General features: G+C 70.2%; 21 protein-coding genes. 6 read left to right on the top strand and 15 right to left on the bottom strand.

Features of this window, described 5'->3' with window-relative positions; genetic code table 11:
- Positions 1–59 precede the first annotated feature (59 nt).
- Complete coding sequence (locus A5705_RS06465) at positions 60–1,181, top strand: sorbosone dehydrogenase family protein (protein ID WP_067880166.1); 1,122 nt, start codon at positions 60–62, stop codon at positions 1,179–1,181.
- Here the strand turns inward: A5705_RS06465 and A5705_RS06460 are convergent.
- From A5705_RS06460 to gatC, 6 genes are all read right to left on the bottom strand, one after another.
- Positions 1,178–1,717, bottom strand: coding sequence for a flavin reductase family protein (locus A5705_RS06460; RefSeq protein ID WP_067880573.1), 540 nt, complete (start codon positions 1,715–1,717; stop codon positions 1,178–1,180). The genes A5705_RS06465 and A5705_RS06460 overlap by 4 nt on opposite strands.
- 84 nt (positions 1,718–1,801) lie before the next feature.
- A complete protein-coding gene (gene gatB / locus A5705_RS06455; RefSeq protein WP_067880163.1) occupies positions 1,802–3,313 on the bottom strand; it encodes an Asp-tRNA(Asn)/Glu-tRNA(Gln) amidotransferase subunit GatB in 1,512 nt (503 codons plus the stop codon).
- Between the two features lie 77 nt (positions 3,314–3,390).
- A complete protein-coding gene (locus A5705_RS06450; protein ID WP_082956328.1) occupies positions 3,391–4,542 on the bottom strand; it encodes a MinD/ParA family protein in 1,152 nt (383 codons plus the stop codon).
- A gap of 136 nt (positions 4,543–4,678) precedes the next feature.
- Positions 4,679–5,710 (bottom strand): ATP-dependent 6-phosphofructokinase, encoded by a 1,032-nt coding sequence (locus tag A5705_RS06445; RefSeq protein ID WP_067880158.1) that lies wholly within the window; start codon positions 5,708–5,710, stop codon positions 4,679–4,681.
- Between the two features lie 48 nt (positions 5,711–5,758).
- Complete coding sequence (gene gatA / locus A5705_RS06440; RefSeq protein ID WP_067880155.1) at positions 5,759–7,246, bottom strand: Asp-tRNA(Asn)/Glu-tRNA(Gln) amidotransferase subunit GatA; 1,488 nt, start codon at positions 7,244–7,246, stop codon at positions 5,759–5,761.
- On the bottom strand, positions 7,243–7,542 hold the full coding sequence (gatC, locus tag A5705_RS06435) for an Asp-tRNA(Asn)/Glu-tRNA(Gln) amidotransferase subunit GatC (protein ID WP_067880152.1): 300 nt from the start codon (positions 7,540–7,542) through the stop codon (positions 7,243–7,245). Before gatC ends, gatA begins: the two co-directional genes overlap by 4 nt.
- A 144-nt stretch (positions 7,543–7,686) precedes the next feature.
- On the opposite strand from gatC, the gene A5705_RS06430 reads away from it, so the two are divergent.
- A complete protein-coding gene (locus tag A5705_RS06430; RefSeq protein WP_156738406.1) occupies positions 7,687–8,343 on the top strand; it encodes an amino acid-binding protein in 657 nt (218 codons plus the stop codon).
- A gap of 10 nt (positions 8,344–8,353) precedes the next feature.
- Here A5705_RS06430 and ligA read toward each other — a convergent pair whose 3' ends face one another.
- From ligA to A5705_RS06410, 4 genes are all read right to left on the bottom strand, one after another.
- Positions 8,354–10,432, bottom strand: a complete 2,079-nt coding sequence (ligA, locus tag A5705_RS06425) for an NAD-dependent DNA ligase LigA (RefSeq protein WP_067880146.1) — start codon at positions 10,430–10,432, stop codon at positions 8,354–8,356.
- Between the two features lie 41 nt (positions 10,433–10,473).
- Positions 10,474–10,800, bottom strand: a complete 327-nt coding sequence (locus A5705_RS06420; RefSeq protein WP_067880144.1) for a helix-turn-helix transcriptional regulator — start codon at positions 10,798–10,800, stop codon at positions 10,474–10,476.
- The gene (locus A5705_RS06415; RefSeq protein ID WP_067880140.1) at positions 10,797–11,294 is read right to left on the bottom strand and encodes an SRPBCC family protein; all 498 of its coding nucleotides are present in this window, start codon (positions 11,292–11,294) and stop codon (positions 10,797–10,799) included. Before A5705_RS06415 ends, A5705_RS06420 begins: the two co-directional genes overlap by 4 nt.
- A 68-nt stretch (positions 11,295–11,362) precedes the next feature.
- Positions 11,363–12,376: a methionine synthase gene (locus A5705_RS06410; RefSeq protein WP_067880137.1), complete on the bottom strand. Its 1,014-nt coding sequence runs from the start codon at positions 12,374–12,376 to the stop codon at positions 11,363–11,365.
- Between the two features lie 86 nt (positions 12,377–12,462).
- Here A5705_RS06410 and A5705_RS06405 point away from each other — a divergent pair, with 86 nt between their 5' ends.
- Complete coding sequence (locus A5705_RS06405; protein WP_067880134.1) at positions 12,463–13,101, top strand: sensor domain-containing protein; 639 nt, start codon at positions 12,463–12,465, stop codon at positions 13,099–13,101.
- A 43-nt stretch (positions 13,102–13,144) separates the two neighbouring features.
- Here the strand turns inward: A5705_RS06405 and A5705_RS06400 are convergent, their stop codons facing one another.
- Genes A5705_RS06400 through A5705_RS06380 form a run of 5 tightly spaced genes read right to left on the bottom strand, consistent with a single transcriptional unit; the run spans position 13,145 to position 17,499 of the window.
- Positions 13,145–13,429 carry a hypothetical protein gene (locus tag A5705_RS06400; RefSeq protein ID WP_067880131.1) on the bottom strand — a complete coding sequence of 95 codons (285 nt, stop codon included), beginning with the start codon at positions 13,427–13,429 and terminating at the stop codon, positions 13,145–13,147.
- Between the two features lie 60 nt (positions 13,430–13,489).
- Positions 13,490–14,578 carry a tRNA 2-thiouridine(34) synthase MnmA gene (gene mnmA, locus A5705_RS06395; protein WP_067880128.1) on the bottom strand — a complete coding sequence of 363 codons (1,089 nt, stop codon included), beginning with the start codon at positions 14,576–14,578 and terminating at the stop codon, positions 13,490–13,492.
- Complete coding sequence (locus tag A5705_RS06390; RefSeq protein ID WP_067880125.1) at positions 14,579–15,781, bottom strand: cysteine desulfurase family protein; 1,203 nt, start codon at positions 15,779–15,781, stop codon at positions 14,579–14,581. It abuts the gene before it with no gap.
- Between the two features lie 42 nt (positions 15,782–15,823).
- Positions 15,824–16,654 (bottom strand): 1-acyl-sn-glycerol-3-phosphate acyltransferase, encoded by an 831-nt coding sequence (locus A5705_RS06385; RefSeq protein ID WP_068276284.1) that lies wholly within the window; start codon positions 16,652–16,654, stop codon positions 15,824–15,826.
- The gene (locus tag A5705_RS06380) at positions 16,654–17,499 is read right to left on the bottom strand and encodes a GNAT family N-acetyltransferase (protein ID WP_068276281.1); all 846 of its coding nucleotides are present in this window, start codon (positions 17,497–17,499) and stop codon (positions 16,654–16,656) included. Before A5705_RS06380 ends, A5705_RS06385 begins: the two co-directional genes overlap by 1 nt.
- A 144-nt stretch (positions 17,500–17,643) precedes the next feature.
- Here A5705_RS06380 and A5705_RS06375 point away from each other — a divergent pair, with 144 nt between their 5' ends.
- Genes A5705_RS06375 through A5705_RS06365 form a run of 3 tightly spaced genes read left to right on the top strand, consistent with a single transcriptional unit; the run spans position 17,644 to position 19,742 of the window.
- On the top strand, positions 17,644–18,282 hold the full coding sequence (locus A5705_RS06375; RefSeq protein WP_067880116.1) for a TetR/AcrR family transcriptional regulator: 639 nt from the start codon (positions 17,644–17,646) through the stop codon (positions 18,280–18,282).
- A gap of 11 nt (positions 18,283–18,293) precedes the next feature.
- Positions 18,294–18,773 (top strand): hypothetical protein, encoded by a 480-nt coding sequence (locus A5705_RS06370; RefSeq protein ID WP_067880113.1) that lies wholly within the window; start codon positions 18,294–18,296, stop codon positions 18,771–18,773.
- Positions 18,774–18,779: 6 nt separating this feature from the next.
- On the top strand, positions 18,780–19,742 hold the full coding sequence (locus A5705_RS06365) for an alpha/beta hydrolase (protein WP_067880110.1): 963 nt from the start codon (positions 18,780–18,782) through the stop codon (positions 19,740–19,742).
- Positions 19,743–19,752: the final 10 nt, after the last annotated feature.

The following is a 19,752-nucleotide window of genomic DNA, read 5'->3' as shown; positions in this document are numbered from 1 at the left end:
GGAACCGGACGGGGCCCGCGTGTGGCGGCACCGCCCGCACAGTCCGTAGCCTGTCGGTCATGCGGATACGGGGCTCGGTTCGCGGCGCGCTCGCCGCGTTCTCCGCTGTGGTGCTGGTCGCGAGCGGGTGCGCGCGGTTCAACGACGCCCAGTCCCAACCGTTCACCACCAACCCCGAACTCAAGCCGCAGCCGAGCTCGACGCCTCCCCCGCCGCCCCCGCTCCCGCCGACGCCGTTCCCCAAGGCGTGCCCTGCCCCGGGGGTCATGCAGGGCTGCCTGGAGAGCACCAGCGGCCTGATCATGGGGCCGGACAGCAAAACCGCGCTGGTCGCCGAGCGCACCACCGGCGCCGTCAAGGACATCTCGGTCAGCGCCGAGCCGAAGGTGAAGACCGTCATCCCCGTCGACCCGTCCGGTGACGGCGGCCTGATGGACATCGTGCTCTCGCCGACCTACCAGCAGGACCGGCTGATGTACGCCTACATCAGCACGCCCACCGACAACCGGGTGATCCGGGTGGCCGACGGGGACATCCCGAAGGACATCCTGACCGGGATCCCCAAGGGCGCCACCGGCAACACCGGGGCGTTGATCTTCACCAGCCCCACGACGCTCGTCGTGATGACCGGCGACGCCGGCAATCCGGCGATGGCCGCCGACCCCAAGTCCCTGGCCGGGAAGGTGCTGCGCATCGAACAGCCGACCACAATCGGTCAGGCGCCGCCGACGACCGCGCTGTCCGGCGTCGGCTCCGGCGGCGGGATGTGCATCGACCCCGTCGACGGTTCGCTGTACGTCGCCGACCGCACCCCCACCGCGGATCGCTTGCAGCGCATCACCAAGACCTCGGAGGTCTCCACGGTGTGGACATGGCCCGACAAGCCGGGCGTGGCCGGGTGCGCGGCGATGGACGGGACCGTGCTGGTGAACCTGATCAACACCAAGCTGACGGTCGCTGTGCGGCTCGCGCCGTCGACCGGCGCCGTCACCGGCGAACCCGACGTCGTCCGCAAGGACACCCACGCCCACGCGTGGGCGCTGCGGATGTCGCCGGACGGAAACGTCTGGGGCGCAACGGTCAACAAGACCGCCGGGGACGCCGAGAAACTCGACGACGTGGTGTTCCCGCTGTTCCCGCAGGGCGGCGGCTTCCCGCGGAACAACGACGACAAGACCTAAACGGGCCCGTCGAGGGTGAACCTGATGCCGTATTTGCGCGGCTCGGCCGACGGCTTGTGCAGGACGAACCGTTCCGGCGCCTCGTGGCCGGGTTCGAGGTCGTCGAGATCGGACAGGTACAGCACGTCCTCGTAGGATTCGGGCGCCCACCCGCCGACGGGTTCCACGATGTAGCCCACGTGATCGCCGATGTCGATCCAATACGCGGTGCGCCCGACGAACCATGCGATCGCCTCGTCGAGTATCGGCATCCCGCGGGGGCCGGCGCGCCACGAGCAGCGAGCGAATTTGTCGGCCTGGTCGTCCGCGTCGTTCTCGAACAGCTCGGCCAGGACAACCTGGTGTTGCGCCAGCACGTGCACCGCCAGGTGCTCGGATGAGCGCGCCGCCTCGCAGGCGCCGCTGCTGCGCGGGATCGCGACCATGAAGCTCGGGGGCTGGACGCTGGTCTGGGTGGCGAAACTGATCAGGCAACCGGACGGCTGACCGTCGGCCTGGGTGGTCACGATGAACACCGGACCGTCCAGCATCGCCATCACGTCGTCGAACACATCACCATCATCGGTCCGCGCGACGCATTTTTAAAACACTATTTCCGCGGGGTCGGCCGGCGCCCGCGGTCAGCCCTGACCGCAGGCCGCCAGGACGAGTTCGCGCACCCGCGCCGCGTCGGCCTGCCCGCGCGTCGCCTTCATCACCGCACCGACGATCGCGCCGGCCGCCGCCACCTTGCCGCCGCGGATCTTTTCGGCGACATCGGGATTGGCGGCCAGGGCCTCGTCGACGGCGGCCTGGGTCACCGAGTCGTCGCGCACCAGCGCCAGGCCGCGCGCCGTCATCACCTGCTCCGGTTCGCCCTCCCCGGCGAGCACGCCCTCGACCACCTGGCGGGCCAACTTGTTCGACAGCTTGCCCTCGTCGACCAGTGCGATCACCGCGGCGACCTGGGCCGGGGTGATGGCCAGCTCGTCCAGATCGATGCCCTCCTGATTGGCCTTCTGCACCAAGAAGTTTCCCCACCAGGCGCGCGCCTGTTCGCTCGGCGCGCCGTGCTTGACGGTCTCGATGACCAGATCGACGGCGCCGGCGTTGACGAGGTCCCGCATCACCTCGTCGGAGACGCCCCACTCCTGCTGAATTCGCTTGCGGCTCAACCAGGGAAGCTCGGGGATGGTCTGCCGCAATTGCTCGACGAGCTCGCGGCTGGGCGCGACGGGCTCCAGGTCGGGCTCGGGGAAGTAGCGATAGTCCTCGGCCGTCTCCTTGGTGCGGCCCGGGCTGGTGTAGCCGGATTCGTGAAAGTGCCTGGTTTCCTGGATGATCCGGCCGCCGGATGCCAGGACCGCGCCCTGGCGCTGCATTTCGTAGCGCACGGCGACCTCGACGCTTTTCAGCGAGTTGACGTTCTTGGTCTCGGTCCGGGTGCCGAACTCGGCCGTTCCCGTCGGCATCAGCGACACGTTGGCGTCACACCGCATCGAGCCCTGGTCCATCCGGACATCGGAAACGTCCAACGCGCGCAATAGATCTCGCAGCGCGGTCACGTAAGCCCGGGCGATCTGCGGGGCTCGGGCCCCGGCGCCGACGATCGGCTTGGTGACGATTTCGATCAGCGGCACGCCTGCGCGGTTGTAGTCGATCAGCGACGTCGTCGCCCCGTGGATGCGTCCGGTCTCGCTGCCCAGGTGGGTGAGCTTGCCGGTGTCCTCTTCCATGTGCGCCCGCTCGATCTCCACCCGCCAGGTGCTGCCATCCTCCAGGGGCGCGTCCAGGTAGCCGTTGACCGCGATCGGCTCGTCGTACTGCGAAATCTGGTAGTTCTTCGGCATGTCGGGGTAGAAGTAGTTCTTCCGCGCGAAGCGACACCAGGGCACGATCTCGCAATTCAGCGCCAGCCCGATCCGAATCGCCGCCCGGACCGCGGCCTCGTTGAGCACCGGCAGCGAACCGGGCAGCCCGAGGCACACCGGGCAGACCTGGGTGTTGGGCTCGGCGCCGAACGCGGTGGCGCAGCCGCAGAACATCTTGGTCGCGGTGGACAGCTCGACGTGCACCTCGAGGCCGAGCACCGGGTCAAAGCGCGCGATGACCTCGTCGTACTCCATCAGGTCGGCGCCGGCGGCAACACTCATGACGTCGATCGTAGCGAGGGCGAGGCCGGCCGCCGCGGGTCACCACCCGACAGGAGCGACGGAAGATAGGGCGGCGCTCAGCACCGGCGCGGCGTCCGGCTTGCCCCCAATCGGAGGTTTCGCGGCGCACCCTGCTCGCCGAACATGTCGGCGATCGTGGCCGCCATCTCCAGGTAGCTGCGCCTGCTTTCCTTGCTCAGACGATCCAGACCGATCTCCTTGCCGTCATGCACGTGCCGATCGAACGGCAGCACGACGGTCGCCGCGACGCGGGCGGACAACTGCTCGAGCTCCTTGGCGGCCACCACGCCGACCTTGCCGGCCTCGACGTGGTTGATGGCGAGCACGGTCGACTTCATCAATCGCTGATAGCCGTTGTTGCGCAACAAGTCCAGCGTGGTTCTGGTCTTCCGGATGGCATCGATGGACGTGCTGGTGACCACCACGAGGGCCCGCGACTCCGGCAGCACGGTGTCCATCACCGCCGAGTTCACCGCCTTGACGCAGTCCACCAACACCACCGAATAGTGCTTGCGCAGAATCGAAAACGCGGTGACGACGTCGTGGGGGTCGAGCCGCCAGTCGGTGTGCGTATAGTCCGGCAGCCCGAGCACCTCGAGCCCGAAGCTGTTTTTGTAGGTGTGCGCGCGCACCTCGGAATATTGCGCGGCGCCGCCGTTCAGCAGGAGGTCGGCCAGGCTCAGCGGGTTGCGGCGGCCGTGGCGCTCCGCCAGGTCGCCGGCGTCGATGTCCACCGCGATGACCCGGTCGTCGCGCACCGCGGCGAAGGTCGAGCCCAGCGCCTCGACCACCACGGTCTTGCCCACGCCACCCTTGAGGTTGAGGACGGCGACGGGAAATGCAGCGGCGACGGGCGTGCGGATTCGATCCCGCAACTGTTGTTCGTATGTCGACTCCTTGCCCGGCCCCAGGTTGATTCCGGTGAGCCGGCGGATCAATTCTCGCCAGCTGAACGGTGCGGAGTCTTCGATCGGCTGCTCATCGAGGCTGTCGAGCGCGGTCCCGCCCACCGTGAGCTCGGGACGACGCCTCGGTGGGACACGCCGCGCCGGTGCGGGCTTGGTGGGCGGGGGCTGCGGCACCGTGGGCGACGCCGGGTCGTCCTCGACCCGCCAGCCCGCCGGCCGCGGACGGTCGGGCGGAACCGGGCGTCCCGCCGGCGCAGCAGGCTGCCGAATGAATCCGCGATTCGAACCGCGGTTGCTCATAACCAACGGTATAACCGCTTTGACCGGGCAGAAAACCACGAAAACGGCCGTGACCAGCCGTGAGCTGCTCCCTTCCGCGGCAAATTCAGGCGGTCGTCAATTCCGGGCCACCAGATGTTCGCAAGCGGGTGGCCGGTTAGCCGAAAAAGGCCGCGGCGTCGTCGTAGCGGCTTTCGGGCACCAGCTTGAGCTGGCGGGTGGCGTCCGCCAGCGGCACCCGGCCGATGTCCTGCCCGCGCAGCGAGACCATCTGGCCGTACTCCCCCGCGTGGGCGGCGTCGGCCGCGTTGACGCCGAACCGGGTCGCGAGCACCCGGTCGTAGGCCGTCGGAGTGCCGCCCCGCTGGACATGGCCAAGCACGGTCACCCGGACCTCCTTGTTGATCCGTTTCTCGACCTCGGCGCCCAGCTGCGCGGCAACACCGGTGAAGCGCTCGTGGCCGAACTCGTCGATTCCGCCCTCGCGCAAGCCCATTGAGCCGGCAAGCGGTTTGGCGCCCTCGGCGACCACGCAGATGAAGTGCGAATCCCCGCGCTGGAAGCGGCGTTTGACCAGCCGGCACACCTCCTCGACGTCGAAGGGCTGCTCCGGGATCAACGTCATGTGCGCGCCGGACGCCAGCCCGGCGTTCAGCGCGATCCAGCCGGCATGGCGGCCCATCACCTCGACCAGCATCACCCGCTGATGCGATTCGGCCGTGCTGTGCAACCGATCGATGGCGTCGGTGGCCACGGTCAACGCGGTGTCGTGGCCGAAAGTCACATCCGTGCAATCGATGTCGTTGTCGATGGTCTTCGGCACACCGATGACGGGAACGTTTTCTTCCGACAGCCAATGCGCGGCCGTCAGCGTGCCCTCGCCACCGATCGGGATCAGCACGTCGATGCCGTTGTCGTCGAGGGTCTGCTTGATCTGGCTCAGCCCGGCGCGCAGCTTGTCGGGGTGCACGCGCGCGGTGCCCAGCATCGTGCCGCCCTTGGCCAGCAGGCGGTCGTTGCGGTCGTCGTTCTGCAGCTGGATGCGCCGGTTCTCCAGCAGCCCGCGCCACCCGTCCTGGAATCCGACCACCGACGAGCCGTACCGCGAGTCGCAGGTGCGCACCACCGCACGGATGACGGCGTTGAGCCCGGGGCAGTCGCCGCCCCCGGTGAGAATTCCGATCCGCATCCTGTTATCTTGCCTGGCCGGCCCGGCGATGGGGCGCCTAACTCTCGACTAGACGGTCGGCGGAGCGGGCAACGCCCCGCGGGCCGCCTCGTAGGCGGCGCCCACCCGGTACAGGCGGTCGTCAGCCAGCGCGGGCGCCATGATCTGCAGCCCGACCGGCAGGTCGTCGTCCGGGGACAGCCCCGCGGGCACCGACATGCCGCAGTGGCCGGCCAGGTTCAGCGGCAGCGTGCACAGGTCGAACAGGTACATGGCCAGCGGGTCGTCGACCTTCTCGCCGAGCGGGAACGCGGTGGTCGGGGTCGCGGGCGACACCAGCACGTCGACGGATTCGTAGGCCCGGTCGAGGTCGCGGGCGATCAGCGTGCGGACCTTCTGCGCCTGGTTGTAGTAGGCGTCGTAGTAGCCGGCCGACAGCGCGTAGGTGCCGATCATGATGCGCCGCTTGACCTCCGGCCCGAAGCCGGCGGCGCGGGTCAGCGCCATGACCTCCTCGGCGCTGTGGCTGCCGTCGTCGCCGACCCGCAACCCGTAGCGCATCGCGTCGAAGCGGGCCAGGTTGCTCGACACCTCGGACGGCAGGATCAGGTAGTAGGCGGCCAGCGCGTGATCGAAATGCGGGCAGTCGACTTCTCCGACCTCCGCACCCAGCGCGGTCAACCGCTCGACGGCGGCCTCGAACGACGCGAGCACCCCCGGCTGGTAGCCCTCGCCGCGCAGCTGCTTGACGACGCCGATGCGCACCCCCTTGAGGTCACCGGTCGCGCCGGCCCTGGCGGCGCCGACGACGTCGGGCACCGCGGCCTCGACGGAGGTCGAGTCGCGGGCGTCGTGCCCGGCGATCACCTGGTGCAGCAGGGCCGTGTCCAGCACGGTGCGCGCGCACGGCCCGCCCTGATCCAGCGACGACGCGCACGCGACCAGCCCGTAGCGGGACACCGTGCCGTAGGTGGGCTTGACGCCGACGGTCGCGGTCAGCGCGGCCGGCTGGCGGATGGAGCCCCCGGTGTCGGTGCCGATGGCCAGCGGTGCCTGGAACGCGGCCAGCGCCGCCGCACTGCCGCCGCCGGAGCCGCCGGGCACCCGGTCGAGGTTCCACGGGTTGCGGGTGGGCCCGTAGGCGGAGTTCTCGGTCGAGCTGCCCATCGCGAACTCGTCCATGTTGGTCTTGCCCAGGATCGGGATGCCGGCGGCGCGCAGCCGCGCGGTGACCGTCGCGTCGTAGGGGGAACGCCAGCCCTCGAGGATCTTGGAGCCGCAGGTGGTGGGCATGTCGACGGTGGTGAACACGTCCTTGAGCGCCAGTGGGACCCCGGCCAGCGCCGACGGCAGCCGCTCGCCGGCGGCCACCGCCTTGTCGACGGCGGCCGCGGCGGCCAGCGCCTCGTCTGGCGCCACGTGCAGAAACGCGTGGTACCGGTCGTCGGTCGCCTCGATCCGGTCCAGACAGGCCCGGGTGATCTCGGTGGAAGAAAGCTCGCCGGCGGCGATCCGGGCGGCCAGCGCCGCGGCGTCGGAGTGGACGATCTCGGTCACTCGGCGTCCCCCAGGATCTGCGGCACGGCGAAGCGGCCGTCGACGGCTTCGGGGGCTTGCGCCAGCGCCTCGGCCTGCGTCAGGCAGGGTGTCGTCACGTCGGGACGCGTGACGTTGACGTCCTTCAGGGGATTGTCGGTCGGCTCGACGCCGGTGACGTCGACGGCCTGAATCTGGCTGACGTGGGTCAGGATTGCGTCGAGTTGGCCGGCGAAGCTGTCCAGCTCGCCATCGGTCAGCGCCAGCCTGGCAAGCCGGGCCAGGTGCGCCACGTCGTCGCGGGAGATCTGAGACACGACTGGAAAGCCTATCCAGATGGTCGCGACCCGCTGCGCCCGGCTTCGCCGCGCTTGCGATCGCTGCTACCGGGCGCCCGGGACCGCCGCGCAGTCAGGTTCGCCGAAATGTCGTGGATACATGGCTGTGCGACAGTGTTGGCCGTGCCGTCGTATCTGTTGCGCATCGAGCTGGCCGACCGCCCGGGCAGCCTGGGCTCGCTCGCGGTGGCGCTCGGCTCGGTCGGCGCCGACATCCTGTCGCTGGACGTGGTGGAGCGCAGCTCGGGTTATGCGATCGACGACCTGGTCATCGAGCTGCCGCCGGGGGCGATGCCGGACCGGCTGATCACCGCCGCCGAGTCGCTGCCCAACGTCCGGGTGGACAGCGTCCGGCCGCACACCGGGCTGCTGGAGGCCCACCGCGAGCTGGAGCTCCTCGACCATGTCGCCGCCGCCGGCGACAACGCCGCGCGGCTGCAGGTCCTCGCCGACGAGGCGCCCAGGGTGCTGCGGGTCAGCTGGTGCACGGTGTTGCGGGATTCCGCCGGCGACCTCGAGCGCCTCGCCGGCAGCCCGGGCGCTCCCGAAACCAAGGCCGATTCCGCCCCCTGGCTGCCGATCGAGCGCGCCGGAACGCTCGACAGCACGGGCGAGTGGGTGCCGCCGGCATGGCGCGACATGGACATCGCGATGGTCGCCGCTCCGCTGGGCGACCCGCACACGGCGGTGGTGCTGGGCCGACCGCGCCCGGAATTCCGGCCGTCCGAGGTCGCCCGGCTGGGCTACCTGGCCGGGATCGTCGCAACGATGCTGCGGTGAGCCCCGGCTGTCACTCCGCGCCCTTCGGCGGGCCCTCGGCCAACAAGTTTCGGAAGCCGTCCTCGTCGAGGATCGGCACGCCGAGTTCCACCGCCTTGTCGTATTTGGATCCGGGCGCGTCCCCGGCGACGACGTAGTCTGTCTTCTTCGACACCGAACCCGCGGCCTTGCCGCCGCGCGACACGATCGCCTCCTTGGCGTCGTCACGGGAGAAGCCGGTCAGCGAACCGGTGACCACGATGGTCAGGCCCTCCAGCGTGCGCGGCACGCTCGCGTCGCGTTCGTCGGCCATCCGCACCCCGGCCGCCCGCCACTTGTCGACGATCGCGCGGTGCCAGTCGACGGTGAACCATTCGGTGACCGCGGCGGCGATCGTGGGGCCGACACCCTCGACGGCGGCCAGCTGCTCGGTGGACGCCGCCTCGATGGCCTCGAGGTTCCCGAACTCGGTGGCCAGCGCGCGGGCGGCCGTCGGGCCGACGTGCCGGATCGACAGCGCCACCAGCACCCGCCACAGCGGCTGCGCCTTGGCTTTATCCAAGTTGGCCAGCAGTCGCTTGCCGTTGGCGGACAACTCACCGGCCTTCGTCCGGAACAATTCGGTGCGCAGCAGGTCGTCCTCGGTGAGGGTGAACAGGTCCCCCTCGTCGGCGATCACGCCAGCCTTGAGCAAGGCAATGGCGGCCTCGTAACCGAGTCCCTCGATGTCCAGCGCGCCGCGGCCGGCGACGTGAAACACCCGCTCCCGCAACTGCGCCGGGCAGGACCGGGCGTTGGGGCAGCGGATGTCGGCGTCACCCTCTTTCGCGGGTGCGAGGGGGGTGCCGCATTCGGGACACGTTGCAGGCATGACGAATTCACGCTCAGAGCCGTCGCGCAGGTCGACGACGGGACCCAGGACCTCCGGGATCACGTCGCCGGCCTTGCGGATCATCACCGTGTCGCCGATCAAGACGCCCTTGCGCTTGACCTCCGCGGCGTTGTGCAGGGTGGCCAGCCCCACCGTCGACCCGGCCACCTTGACCGGTGTCATGAACGCGAACGGGGTGACGCGTCCGGTGCGACCAACGTTGACCCGGATGTCGAGCAGCTTCGTCTGCGCTTCCTGGGGCGGGTATTTGTAGGCGACGGCCCACCGCGGCGCACGGGATGTCGAGCCAAGCCGGCGCTGCAACCCGAACTCGTCGACTTTGACGACGACGCCGTCGATTTCGTGGTCGATGTCGTAGCGGTGCTCGCCCCAAAACCTGATCCGATCCTCCACGGCGCCCACCCCGCGCACCCGTGTCGTCTGCTCTGCCACCGGGAGCCCCCAGGCGTGCAGCGCCGTGTAGGCCTGGTGCAGGGTCTTCGGGGCGAATCCTTCGGTGCGGCCGATGCCGTGGCAGATCATCCGGAGCTTGCGCCGCGCGGTGACGGCCGGATTCTTCTGGCGCAGCGAGCCGGCCGCGCTGTTGCGCGGGTTGGCGAACGGTGCCTTGCCCTCGTCGACCAGGCTGGCATTGAGCGCCTCGAAATCGGCCAGCAGGAAAAAGACCTCGCCGCGCACCTCGAGCAGGGTCGGAATCGCGAAGTGGTCATTGACCGTCAGCCGCTCGGGTACGTCTTCGATGGTGCGCGCGTTCAGCGTCACATCCTCGCCGACTCGACCGTCGCCGCGTGTCGCGGCGCGCTCCAACCGGCCCTCGCGGTACACCAGCGACAGCGCCACCCCGTCAACCTTGAGCTCGCACAGGTAGTAGGGGTCGCGGCCGATCTCGTTTTCGACTCGATTGCTCCAGGCGAGCAACTCGTCGCGGTCGAACACGTCGTCCAGGCTCAGCATCCGCTCGAGGTGCTCGGCCTCGGTGAAATCGGTGGCGAAGCCAGCCCCGCCGACCAGCTGCGTCGGCGAGTCGGCCACCCGAAGCTCCGGATACCGATCCTCCAGCGCGGCGAGCTCCTTGAACATCCTGTCGAACTCGGCGTCGGAGATGATCGGCGCGTCTTTGATGTAGTAGCGGAACTGATGCTCCCGGACCTCGTCGGCCAGTTCCTGCCACTGCCTCCGGACGTCCGGCGACACCGAATCAGCTTCTGCTGAGCTCACCCTGGCAGGTTATCCGAGGACGCCGACACGGCCCCGGCGCGTCACTGCCCCTCCACGTAAGCCCGCAACCGGTCCACCGCGGCGTCCCAGCGGCGCGACAACTGCGTGAGGTAGTCGCTGGCCTGGGCCAGCGGCTCGGTCCGCACGGTCCAGACGCGCTCGCGACCCCGTCGGCTGCTGGCGACCAGCCCGGCCCTCTCCAGCAGCTGCAGGTGCTTGCTGGCCGCCTGCCGGGTGACCGGAATGACCTCGGTGACTTGCGAAGTCGAGCTCGGACCGAGGTCGCAGAGCCGGACGATGATCCGCAGCCGATTGGGGTCCCCGAGCGCACTGAAGAGGGGGTACAGCGGCGCCCCGACCGCGTTCATACGCGGGCGTCCGCCAGATACCTGCGCACCAGGTCGGTTTGGATGGCCCAGCCCTCGGAGTTGGACTCGAACGCCGTCGAGCGACGCGCCGCGGGGATGGCGTCGAAGCCGGATTCGGTGATGGTGAGCAGCACGCCGTCGGGCGTCTCGGCGAGGACGAACTCGACCAGCGTGGTGGGCTCCTGGTCTTGGCCGTCTTGGGGGTCCGGGTCGCCGGGGCACGGACGCCAGCGGTAGGCGAACCGCCGCCGCGGTTCGACGGCGACGATCTGCCACGTTGTCGTCACCCCGGCGTGCGGCTCCTGGCGCTTGGCGACCTGCTCGTCGACGGTGGTCGGGGTGATGGTCGCGGTGACGGACTCGCCGGCCACGAATGGCCCGTCGAAGCGGACCCCGAACCAGCGACCGAACTCCTCGGCGTCGGTGATGGCCCGCCACACCCGGTCCAGCGGCGCGCGCAACACGACTTGCTTCTCGATGCGATCAGTGCTCATATGCAACCTCCTGGTTGCGTATGAGTCCATCACGGCAGCGCGCAAAATGCAACCTTCTGGTTGCATGACTAGATGGCGTCGGGGTCCTCCGCGAACGCCTCGGCGGCCTTGCGGGCGAGCCCGATCGCCGCGCGGGCCCATTCGGGCGTCGCCGAGGCCAGCCCGCACGTCGGTGTGACGCCGATGCGATCGCGCAGCGCCGAACGCCCGAAGCCCAGCCGATCGGTCACCGAAACCACGGCCGCGGCCACCTCTTCGACCGAGGGCCGACGCTGCGGCGCGCCGGCCTCGACGACGCCGAGCATGACGGCACGACCCGATTCGACGAACGCGGCGACTCCGTCCAGATCCGCCGCCCGCAGCGTGCTCGCGTCCACCGAGACGGCGCCGATCGCGCTGCGCCGCAACAGATCCCACGGCAGCCCGGGGCCGCAGCTGTGCAACAGCGCCTCGGCGCCCGCGCCCGCGGCGCAGGTGTCCAGCAGCGCGCCGGCGACGGCCTCGTCGAGCGCGGCGACCGGGCTCAGCGCCGTCACCCCGGTCAGTCGCCCGCCCAGCGCCGACGGCAGCGACGGCTCGTCGAACTGCACGACCACCGGTGTGTCGAGCCGCCGGGCCAGCGCCGCGCGGTGCGCGCCGACGCCCTCGGCCAGCGACGCCGCCAGGTCGCGCACGGCGCCGGGGTCGGTGATGGCCCGGTGCCCGTTGGCCAGCTCGAGCCCGGCGGCGAGCGTGATCGGCCCCGGAGCCTGCACCTTGACCACGCGTCCGGTGCCGCGCAAGCCCGCCGCCTCCCAGGCCTCCTCCAGCGCGTCCATGTCCTCGTCGAGGAGGCTGACCGCGCGGCGCGTCACCGCGCCGGGCCGGGTGGCGATGCGGTAGCCGCGCGGCACCGTGTCGATGGCGACGTCGATCAGCAGCGCGCCGGCCCGGCCCAGTAGGTCGGCGCCCACTCCCCTGGCGGGCAACTCGACGACGTGGGCCAGCGCGTCCGCCAACTCGCCGACCACGACCTCGGCGGCCGGGCGGGCCGCGGTGCCCGGCCAGGACCCGATGCCACTGGCGGTCGCGAAAACACTCACCGGCCAACCGTATTCGACGTCGTATCGCGCGCCGGTCGCCAGGGGTGTTCGGGACAGGTAGGTTCAACCCGAGAAGGGTGCGGCTCATGGGGAAATCGGCGCGGCCACTGTACTGGGTGTGCGTAGCGGTGCTGCTGACGGCCGCGTGCACCCGCGTGGTGGACGGCACGGCGATCGCGGGATTCGGCCCGGCCGCCAAGGGGGTGCACGGCGTGAACGTCGACACCATCCTGCTCGACCAGCCCCGGATGCGCGCGATCACCGGCGCCGGCGAGCACCTGACGATCATTCCCTCGATGGATGGCAGCCGCCCGGTGGACATCGACGCCCTCGCCGACACCACGCCGCCCGAATGCCGGTTCCTCTACGCCGAGACGGCGACGTTCGGCCCCGACCTCGAGGAGTTCCACAAGACCACCTTCCAGGACCCGCCGGATGGCGCCCTGATCTCCGAGGGCGCAGCGGCCTATCCGGATGTCGATGCCGCGCGGCGTGCCTTCGGCGCCCTGGTGGCCGCCGTCGGCAACTGCGCGGGTGGCTCTTCGGGCCAGGTGCTGGTCGGCGACTGGAACGCCAACGCCAACTCGCTGCACCTGGGGCCCGGTGGATGCGGGCGCGATTACCGGGTGCTGTCGGTGGCCATGGTCGAGGTCACGTTCTGCGGCTTTCCCCAATCGGTGTCCGACATCGTGATGACGAACATCGCCGCCAACGTGCCGGGTTAGCGCGGCGCGGCCGGGCGAAGCGGGTCGCCACCATCGGGTCAGCTCACCAGTGCGTCGGCGTGAACAACTCGAAACTCGCCTGACCGGAGTGGATCCACATCGCGACGTGCAAGGCCGTGAAGGCCACGGAGACCGCCGCCGCGGCGAGGGCGAGCGCGAAACCGTTCTGGTCGCGGTGCCTGGCCTGGCGCAACGCGAACACGGCAAGAATGCCGCTGACGGCCGGGCTGCCGTACATGCCCGTCAGGCTGAGCACGAACGCCGCGACGGCCAGGGCGTTGGTCCGAACGCCCGGCATCTCGCGCGCGGTGACCTGGGGTGTGCACATGTCTGCTGGTTCCTTTCCTCGCTGTCCAGGAAAGGTTCGGCCGCGGCCCTTGGCGGATCCTCAAGAAATCCTTGAAACCGACGTGCCGGCGATGGTGGCGCTGCCGAGCACCTCGTCGCCGTCGCGGTCCCGCCGGTACAGCACCAGCGTCTGGCCGGGCGAGACACCGCGCAGCGGCGCCCGCAACCGGACGACGAGCTCGTCGTCGACCAGCTCGGCCACCGCGTCGGCCGTTTCACCGTGTGCCCGCACCTGCACCGCGCACTCGACGGGGCCGCGCGGCGCGGCGCCGGCCGTGAACACCGGCGACCGCCCGACCAGCGCGTGGACGTCGAGGTCGGCCGCCTCGCCGACCCGAACCGTCCCGGTCTCGGCGTCGATCGAGGTCACGTAGCGCGGGCGGCCGTCGGGTCCCGGCCCGGCGATGCCCAGGCCCTTGCGCTGCCCGATGGTGAAACCGTGCACCCCGTCGTGGGTGGCCAGCACCGCGCCGTCGGCGGCGACGACGGCGCCGGGGCGCACCCCGATCCGCTCGCCCAGAAAGGCGCGGGTGTTCCCGGACGGGATGAAGCAGATGTCGTGGCTGTCGGGTTTCTGGGCGACGGCCAGGCCACGACGGGCGGCCTCGGCGCGGATCTGCGGTTTGGGGGTGTCCCCGATCGGAAACGCCGCGTGGCGCAACTGCTCGGCGGTCAACACGGCCAGCACGTAGGACTGATCCTTGTCCCGGTCGACGGCTCGGCGCAGCCGCCCACCCGAGAGCCGGGCATAGTGGCCCGTGGCCACCGTATCGAAGCCCAGCGCAAGGGCTTTCGCCGACAGCGCCGAAAACTTGATCCGCTGGTTGCACCGCACGCACGGGTTCGGCGTCTCCCCGCGGGCGTAGGACTCGACGAAATCGTCGATCACGTCCGCCTTGAACCGCTCCGCGAAATCCCAGACGTAGAAGGGGATTCCGAGTACGTCGGCGACCCGGCGCGCGTCGGAGGCGTCTTCTTTCGAGCAGCAACCCCGCGAGCCGGTGCGCAACGTGCCCGGCGCCGACGAGAGCGCCAGGTGCACGCCGACCACGTCGTGCCCGGCGTCGACCATGCGGGCGGCGGCGACCGACGAGTCGACGCCGCCACTCATCGCGGCGAGGACTTTCACTTACGGCGCCCCCGCGGCGGCCAGCGCGGCGCGTCGGGCGCGGTCCACTGCGCCGGGCAGCACCCGCAGCACCGCGTCGATGTCGGCGTCAACGCTGTTGTGCCCCAAGGAAAGTCGCAGCGACCCGCGTGCGCTCGCCGGGTCGGCGCCCATCGCGGTCAGCACGTGCGAGGGCTGCGCCACACCGGCGGTGCACGCCGAACCGGTCGAACACTCGATGCCGTTGGCGTCCAGCAGCATCAGCAGCGCGTCACCCTCGCAGCCGCGGAAGGTGAAGTGCGCGTTGCCGGGCAGCCGCTGGGGGTACCTCCCGCTTGCGGGGGACGGGTCGCGGGCGCCGTTGAGGCTGACGTCGTCGACGCCGGCCAGCACCCCCTCGACCAGGCGATCGCGCAGCGCCCGCAGCCGCGCGGCGTTGGGTTCCAGCCCGTCCACCGCGATCCGGGCGGCCGCAGCCATGCCGACGGCACCGGCGACATCGGGTGTGCCGGAACGGATGTCGCGTTCCTGGCCGCCGCCGTGCGACAGCGGCACGCAGGCGACGTCGCGGCGCAGCAGCAACGCCCCCACGGCGGGCGGACCGCCGAACTTGTGCGCGGCGACGCTCATCGCCGACAACCCACTGGCCGCGAAGTCGACGGGCAGCTGCCCCACCGCCTGCACGGCGTCGCTGTGCATGGGAACACCGAATTCGGCCGCCACCGCGGCGAGTTCGCCCACCGGCAGCACGGTACCGACCTCGTTGTTGGCCCACATCACCGATACCAGCGCGACGTCGTCGTGGCCCTGCAGCGCCTCGCGCAGCGCGGCCGCCGACACCGAGCCGTCGGCGGCGGTGGGCAGCCAGGTCACCTCCGCGCCCTCGTGCTCGACGAGCCAGTTCACCGAGTCCAGGACGGCGTGGTGCTCGACCGCACTGGTGATGATGCGCCGGCGCCGCGGATCGGCGCCGCGCCGGGCCCAGTAGATGCCCTTGACGGCCAGGTTGTCGCTCTCGGTGCCGCCCGCGGTGAAGATCACCTCGGACGGGCGCGCACCCAGCTTGTCGGCGATGAGCTCGCGGGACTCCTCGATTCGCCGCCGCGCCGCCCGGCCGCTGGTGTGCAGTGACGACGCGTTGCCGACCGTGCCGAGCACGGCCGTCATCGCCTCGATGGCGGCGGGGTGCATCGGGGTGGTGGCGGCGTGATCCAGGTAGACCATGACGCGCCCCACGATACCTGCAGGTCCGCAAGGGCCCTAAAGCTAGGAAGCCACCAGCACGTGGCGCCGGCCCGGGCGCTGGGGCACTCCTACGCCCACCGCCGACTGGCAACGGCGGGCCAGCGCGCGGCGGTCGGTGCCCGGCAGCTGCAGGGATTCCACGTGGACGTGCGCCCAGGTGCGGCGCACGGCCAGCAACCGGCACATCGACCGCCACAGGGTGTCGTCGCCGACGAAGGCCGGAGCGGTCGAGACGCAGCCGTCGACGTGGTGGTAGGCCAACCGGAGCGGCTGGACCGGGCGACCGGCGTCGATCGCGGCCTGGAACATCGCCGGATAGAACGACCCGCAGGCCAGCCCGCACCACGTGGTGCCCTCCGGAAACGCCACGACGGTCTGGCCCGCACGCAGCCGGTGGGCGACGGTCTGCACCACCCCGGGCAGCCGCCGCAGATCGGCGCGTTCGATGGGAATGATCTTGAGCAGGCGCACCGAGAGGTCGCCGAACAAATCGGCCCGGGCCACGAACGACCCGGGCAGCACCGAACCGATGGCGAACACGTCCAACCAGGACATGTGGGGGCTGACCACCAGCACCCCGCGCAGGTTCCGGATCGGACTGCCCGAAACGCTGATCCGCACACCGAAGCACCGCAGCAGCACCCGGCAGCAAAACCGTTGCACCCGCACCTGTCCCGGCAGCGGCAGCAGCGCCAGCGGCACCAGCGACACCAGCAGCACCGCCAGCATGACGCGCAGCGTCACCCGCAGCACCACCCGCCACCCCGCCGAGGCTGGCCCGACCCGCACACAGCTGCTGTCGCAGGTCGCGCGGGGCAGCCAGGCGTGGTCGGTGACTGCGGGGGCGCTCATCAGGCGCCGCCAACCATGTCGGCCGCCGCCGAGACGGACCGCAGCCGCTTCAGATATCGGGTGTCGGCGCGCCGCTTGTCCAGCAGCACGCAGAAGTCACCCACCCCGAAGTCCGGGTCGTGCGCGGGCTCGCCGCAGACCTGGGCGCCCAGCCGCAGGTAGCCGCGCATCAGCGGCGGCACCGCCGGGCGCGGCGGCGCGGGGATGTCATCGAGGTCCCGCCCGCCGACGCGGACCGGCCGGTAGGGGCGCACCCGGTAGCGCGGCGGCGCGGCGTGCCGGTTGAGGATGAAGTCGCGGACGCCGCGCAGCTGGCTGCCCGGCACGTCACCGTCGGATGCGTCGCCGATGGGCACCGACACGCAGCCGGTCACGTAGTCGTAGCCGTAGCGGTCCAGGTAGGCCAGGATGCCCGCCCACATCAGCAGCACCACGCCGCCGTTGCGGTGGCCGTCCCGGACGACGGCGCGTCCCATCTCCACCAGCGACGGCCGCAGCGCGTCGAAGGCGCGCACGTCGAATTCCGTTGCGGTGTAAAGCCCCCCGGCCGCGATCGCGCCCGCGGGCGCCAGCATCCGGTAACAACCCACCAACTCGCCGGTGTCGTCGTCGCGGACCAGCAGGTGGTCGCAGTGCTCGTCGAACCGGTCGACGTCGAGGTGCTCGGCGCCGCCGGCCGGCAGGGTGAATCCGGGTGTGCTGCTGAACACGTCGTAGCGCAGCCGCTGCGCCGCCTCGATCGAGCTGGGGTCGGTGGACAGCAACAGCGAATAGCGCGGGCCGGCCGAGCCGGTCGCCGTGCCGTCCGGCTTGTCGCTGGCTATCAGGACAGAAGCAATGCTCATGGGAAACAACGTCGCGTAGTCGTTGTGCTATTCGGCGTCGACGCTGTGACATGTCGGTGCACGTCAGATGACGAAATGTCGCGAAAAGCACCTCAAACTTCATCCGGCATTGCCGAATTTTGAAAACTGATACAGGATTTTGGGATGGCAGCGGTGAGTGAGACGGAAACTGGACTGCCGCAGGGCGGATACGCGAAGCGCCACCGGACGCGCGCGTTGATTCTCGATGCCGCACTCGCGGAGGCCAGCGAGCGCGGGCTGCATCGGGCGTCGGTGACCGGCATCGCCGCACGGGCGAAGACGGCGGTGGGGAACCTGAACTACCACTTCGGCTCCCGGGCCGAACTGTTGCGCGCGACGATGCGCAAGCTGATGGCGGATTTTTCGGCGAGGCTGGCGACCCTGGAAAGCCAACGCGGCGAGCGCACCGGCGATTTCTTCGAACGTCACCGCGCCGAGGTGCTCGCCTACGTCGATTACGTGCGTCACAACCCGGCCCACGTCCGATTGGTCGACGAGATCAGGTTTCTCGAGCCCGAGTTGTACCGCGAAGGCGTCACCGCCTGGGTTCAGCTGCTGTCCGCGCGGCTGCGCGACGGCATCGCGCACGGGTCGGTCCGTCCGATGGATGACGCCGAAATCGCCGCGCAGGCCCACTTCCTCGTCGGTGCCCGGCGGTTCCTGGAGGACCTTGTGTCCGATATACGGCACGAGCAAGAGATCGTGGACGCCTATCTTCGCTTGATACGGCAGGGATTGGGCGCGGTGCCGCCCGATGGCTAGGAGGTCGCAGCATGATTGACGGCACTTTTGACCCGTCGCGCTACCGGTGGAAGGAAGTGACCGGACGTCCCGGATCGACGTACAAGATCCACCACGACTACACCATCCTGGGCTACGACCGGGATGCCTGCACGCTGGACATGGTCGTGCGCTGGCAGGGCGACGGCGGCCACTGCCCGATTCACCGCCACGCCGCGACCACCAGCGTCATCGTGCTCGCCGGCGAGCAGCACCTGTGGGATGTCGACCGAGACGGCTCCATCGGCAACCACCGCTTTCGCCGCGCCGGCGACTACGCGCTGACCGGCAACGACCAGAAGCCCCATCTGGAGCGTGGCGGAAACGACGGCGGCTTGGTCTATTTCGGGGCCCGCCCCGACTCCCCCGACGGGCTTCTCTACGAGATCTACGACGCCGCCATGAATGTCGTCGCGGAGATCACTATCGACTCCTTGGTCACCGACTTCCACGCCGACCATGTCACAGCCTGACCGCCGGTGAACTTGCACATCGATCCCGAGGTGCTCGCGGAGCTTGCCCCGCTGCTGGCCGCCGCCGCCGACCGTGAGCCCCCGCCGGTCGGCGACGTCGCGACGCGGCGAGCGAACAGCCGTCAGATGTTCGCGCAACTGCTGAGCTCCCGACGCGCCGCCGACGGGGTGGCGGTGCAGAAGTTCACCGTCGACACCGACGACGGTGCAGCGCTGCCAGTGAGCTGGTATCGGCCCGACGGAGCCGATTCGTCCGGCGGCGCGGTGCTCTACTTGCACGGTGGCGGAATGATTTTCGGCCTGCGCGAACTGGGCGAGCTCTACGATTGGTCAGCACGCCGCTACGTCGCCGATGCGGGCGTGCCCATGCTGCTCGTCGACTACCGGACCGCTCCCGAGTTCGGCCACCCGGTTCCGGTGCAGGATTGCTTCGCGGCGCTCGTATGGCTGGTGGAGCACGCCGACGAATTGGGTTTCGATCCGGCCCGCGTGGCGGTGATGGGAGACAGCGCAGGCGGCGGGCTGGCCGCGGCCGTGTGCCTGATGGCCCGGGATCGCGGCGGCCCCGCGGTCGCGCTTCAGGTGTTGATCTATCCCATGCTCGACGATCGGACGACCCTGCCCGACCCCGAGTTGGCGCCGTTCGTGACGTGGACCTACGACGACAACATCACCGGCTGGCAAGCGTTGCTGGGAAGCAGCATCGGAGGGCACGGTGTGAGCGAATACGCCGCGCCGGCGCGGGCGGCCGACCTGTCGCTGCTGCCCCCGACCTACATCGACGTCGGGGACCTCGACATCTTCCGTGACGAGAACATCACCTACGCGGGGCGGCTGGCGGCGGCGGGCATTTCGACCGAACTGCACGTGCACCCCGGTTGTCCGCACGCATTCGAAGGATTGGCCCCGGGCGCCGCGGTCTCTCAGCGGGCCATGGCCGACCGCGTCCGGCGCTTGCGGGCTCTGTAGGGAACCGCTT

It is taken from the genome of Mycobacterium sp. E787 (assembly GCF_001668725.1).
Lineage (GTDB): Bacteria > Actinomycetota > Actinomycetes > Mycobacteriales > Mycobacteriaceae > Mycobacterium.
This window is presented reverse-complemented; position numbering and strand designations above follow the sequence as displayed.

Excerpts from the sequence above, each read along its gene's own strand:
- A5705_RS06415 (WP_067880140.1), bottom strand. The coding sequence starts at position 11,294 with ATGAGCACTGATCGCATCGAGAAGCAAGTCGTGTTGCGCGCGCCGCTG.
- A5705_RS06450 (WP_082956328.1), bottom strand. The coding sequence starts at position 4,542 with ATGAGCAACCGCGGTTCGAATCGCGGATTCATTCGGCAGCCTGCTGCG.
- A5705_RS06420 (WP_067880144.1), bottom strand. The coding sequence starts at position 10,800 with ATGAACGCGGTCGGGGCGCCGCTGTACCCCCTCTTCAGTGCGCTCGGG.
- A5705_RS06390 (WP_067880125.1), bottom strand. The coding sequence starts at position 15,781 with ATGGTCTACCTGGATCACGCCGCCACCACCCCGATGCACCCCGCCGCC.
- A5705_RS06400 (WP_067880131.1), bottom strand. The coding sequence starts at position 13,429 with ATGTGCACACCCCAGGTCACCGCGCGCGAGATGCCGGGCGTTCGGACC.
- A5705_RS06465 (WP_067880166.1), top strand. The coding sequence starts at position 60 with ATGCGGATACGGGGCTCGGTTCGCGGCGCGCTCGCCGCGTTCTCCGCT.
- A5705_RS06460 (WP_067880573.1), bottom strand. The coding sequence starts at position 1,717 with ATGGCGATGCTGGACGGTCCGGTGTTCATCGTGACCACCCAGGCCGAC.
- A5705_RS06445 (WP_067880158.1), bottom strand. The coding sequence starts at position 5,710 with ATGCGGATCGGAATTCTCACCGGGGGCGGCGACTGCCCCGGGCTCAAC.
- A5705_RS06385 (WP_068276284.1), bottom strand. The coding sequence starts at position 16,654 with ATGAGCGCCCCCGCAGTCACCGACCACGCCTGGCTGCCCCGCGCGACC.
- gatB (WP_067880163.1), bottom strand. The coding sequence starts at position 3,313 with ATGAGTGTTGCCGCCGGCGCCGACCTGATGGAGTACGACGAGGTCATC.
- A5705_RS06405 (WP_067880134.1), top strand. The coding sequence starts at position 12,463 with ATGGGGAAATCGGCGCGGCCACTGTACTGGGTGTGCGTAGCGGTGCTG.
- A5705_RS06370 (WP_067880113.1), top strand. The coding sequence starts at position 18,294 with ATGATTGACGGCACTTTTGACCCGTCGCGCTACCGGTGGAAGGAAGTG.
- A5705_RS06380 (WP_068276281.1), bottom strand. The coding sequence starts at position 17,499 with ATGAGCATTGCTTCTGTCCTGATAGCCAGCGACAAGCCGGACGGCACG.
- A5705_RS06375 (WP_067880116.1), top strand. The coding sequence starts at position 17,644 with ATGGCAGCGGTGAGTGAGACGGAAACTGGACTGCCGCAGGGCGGATAC.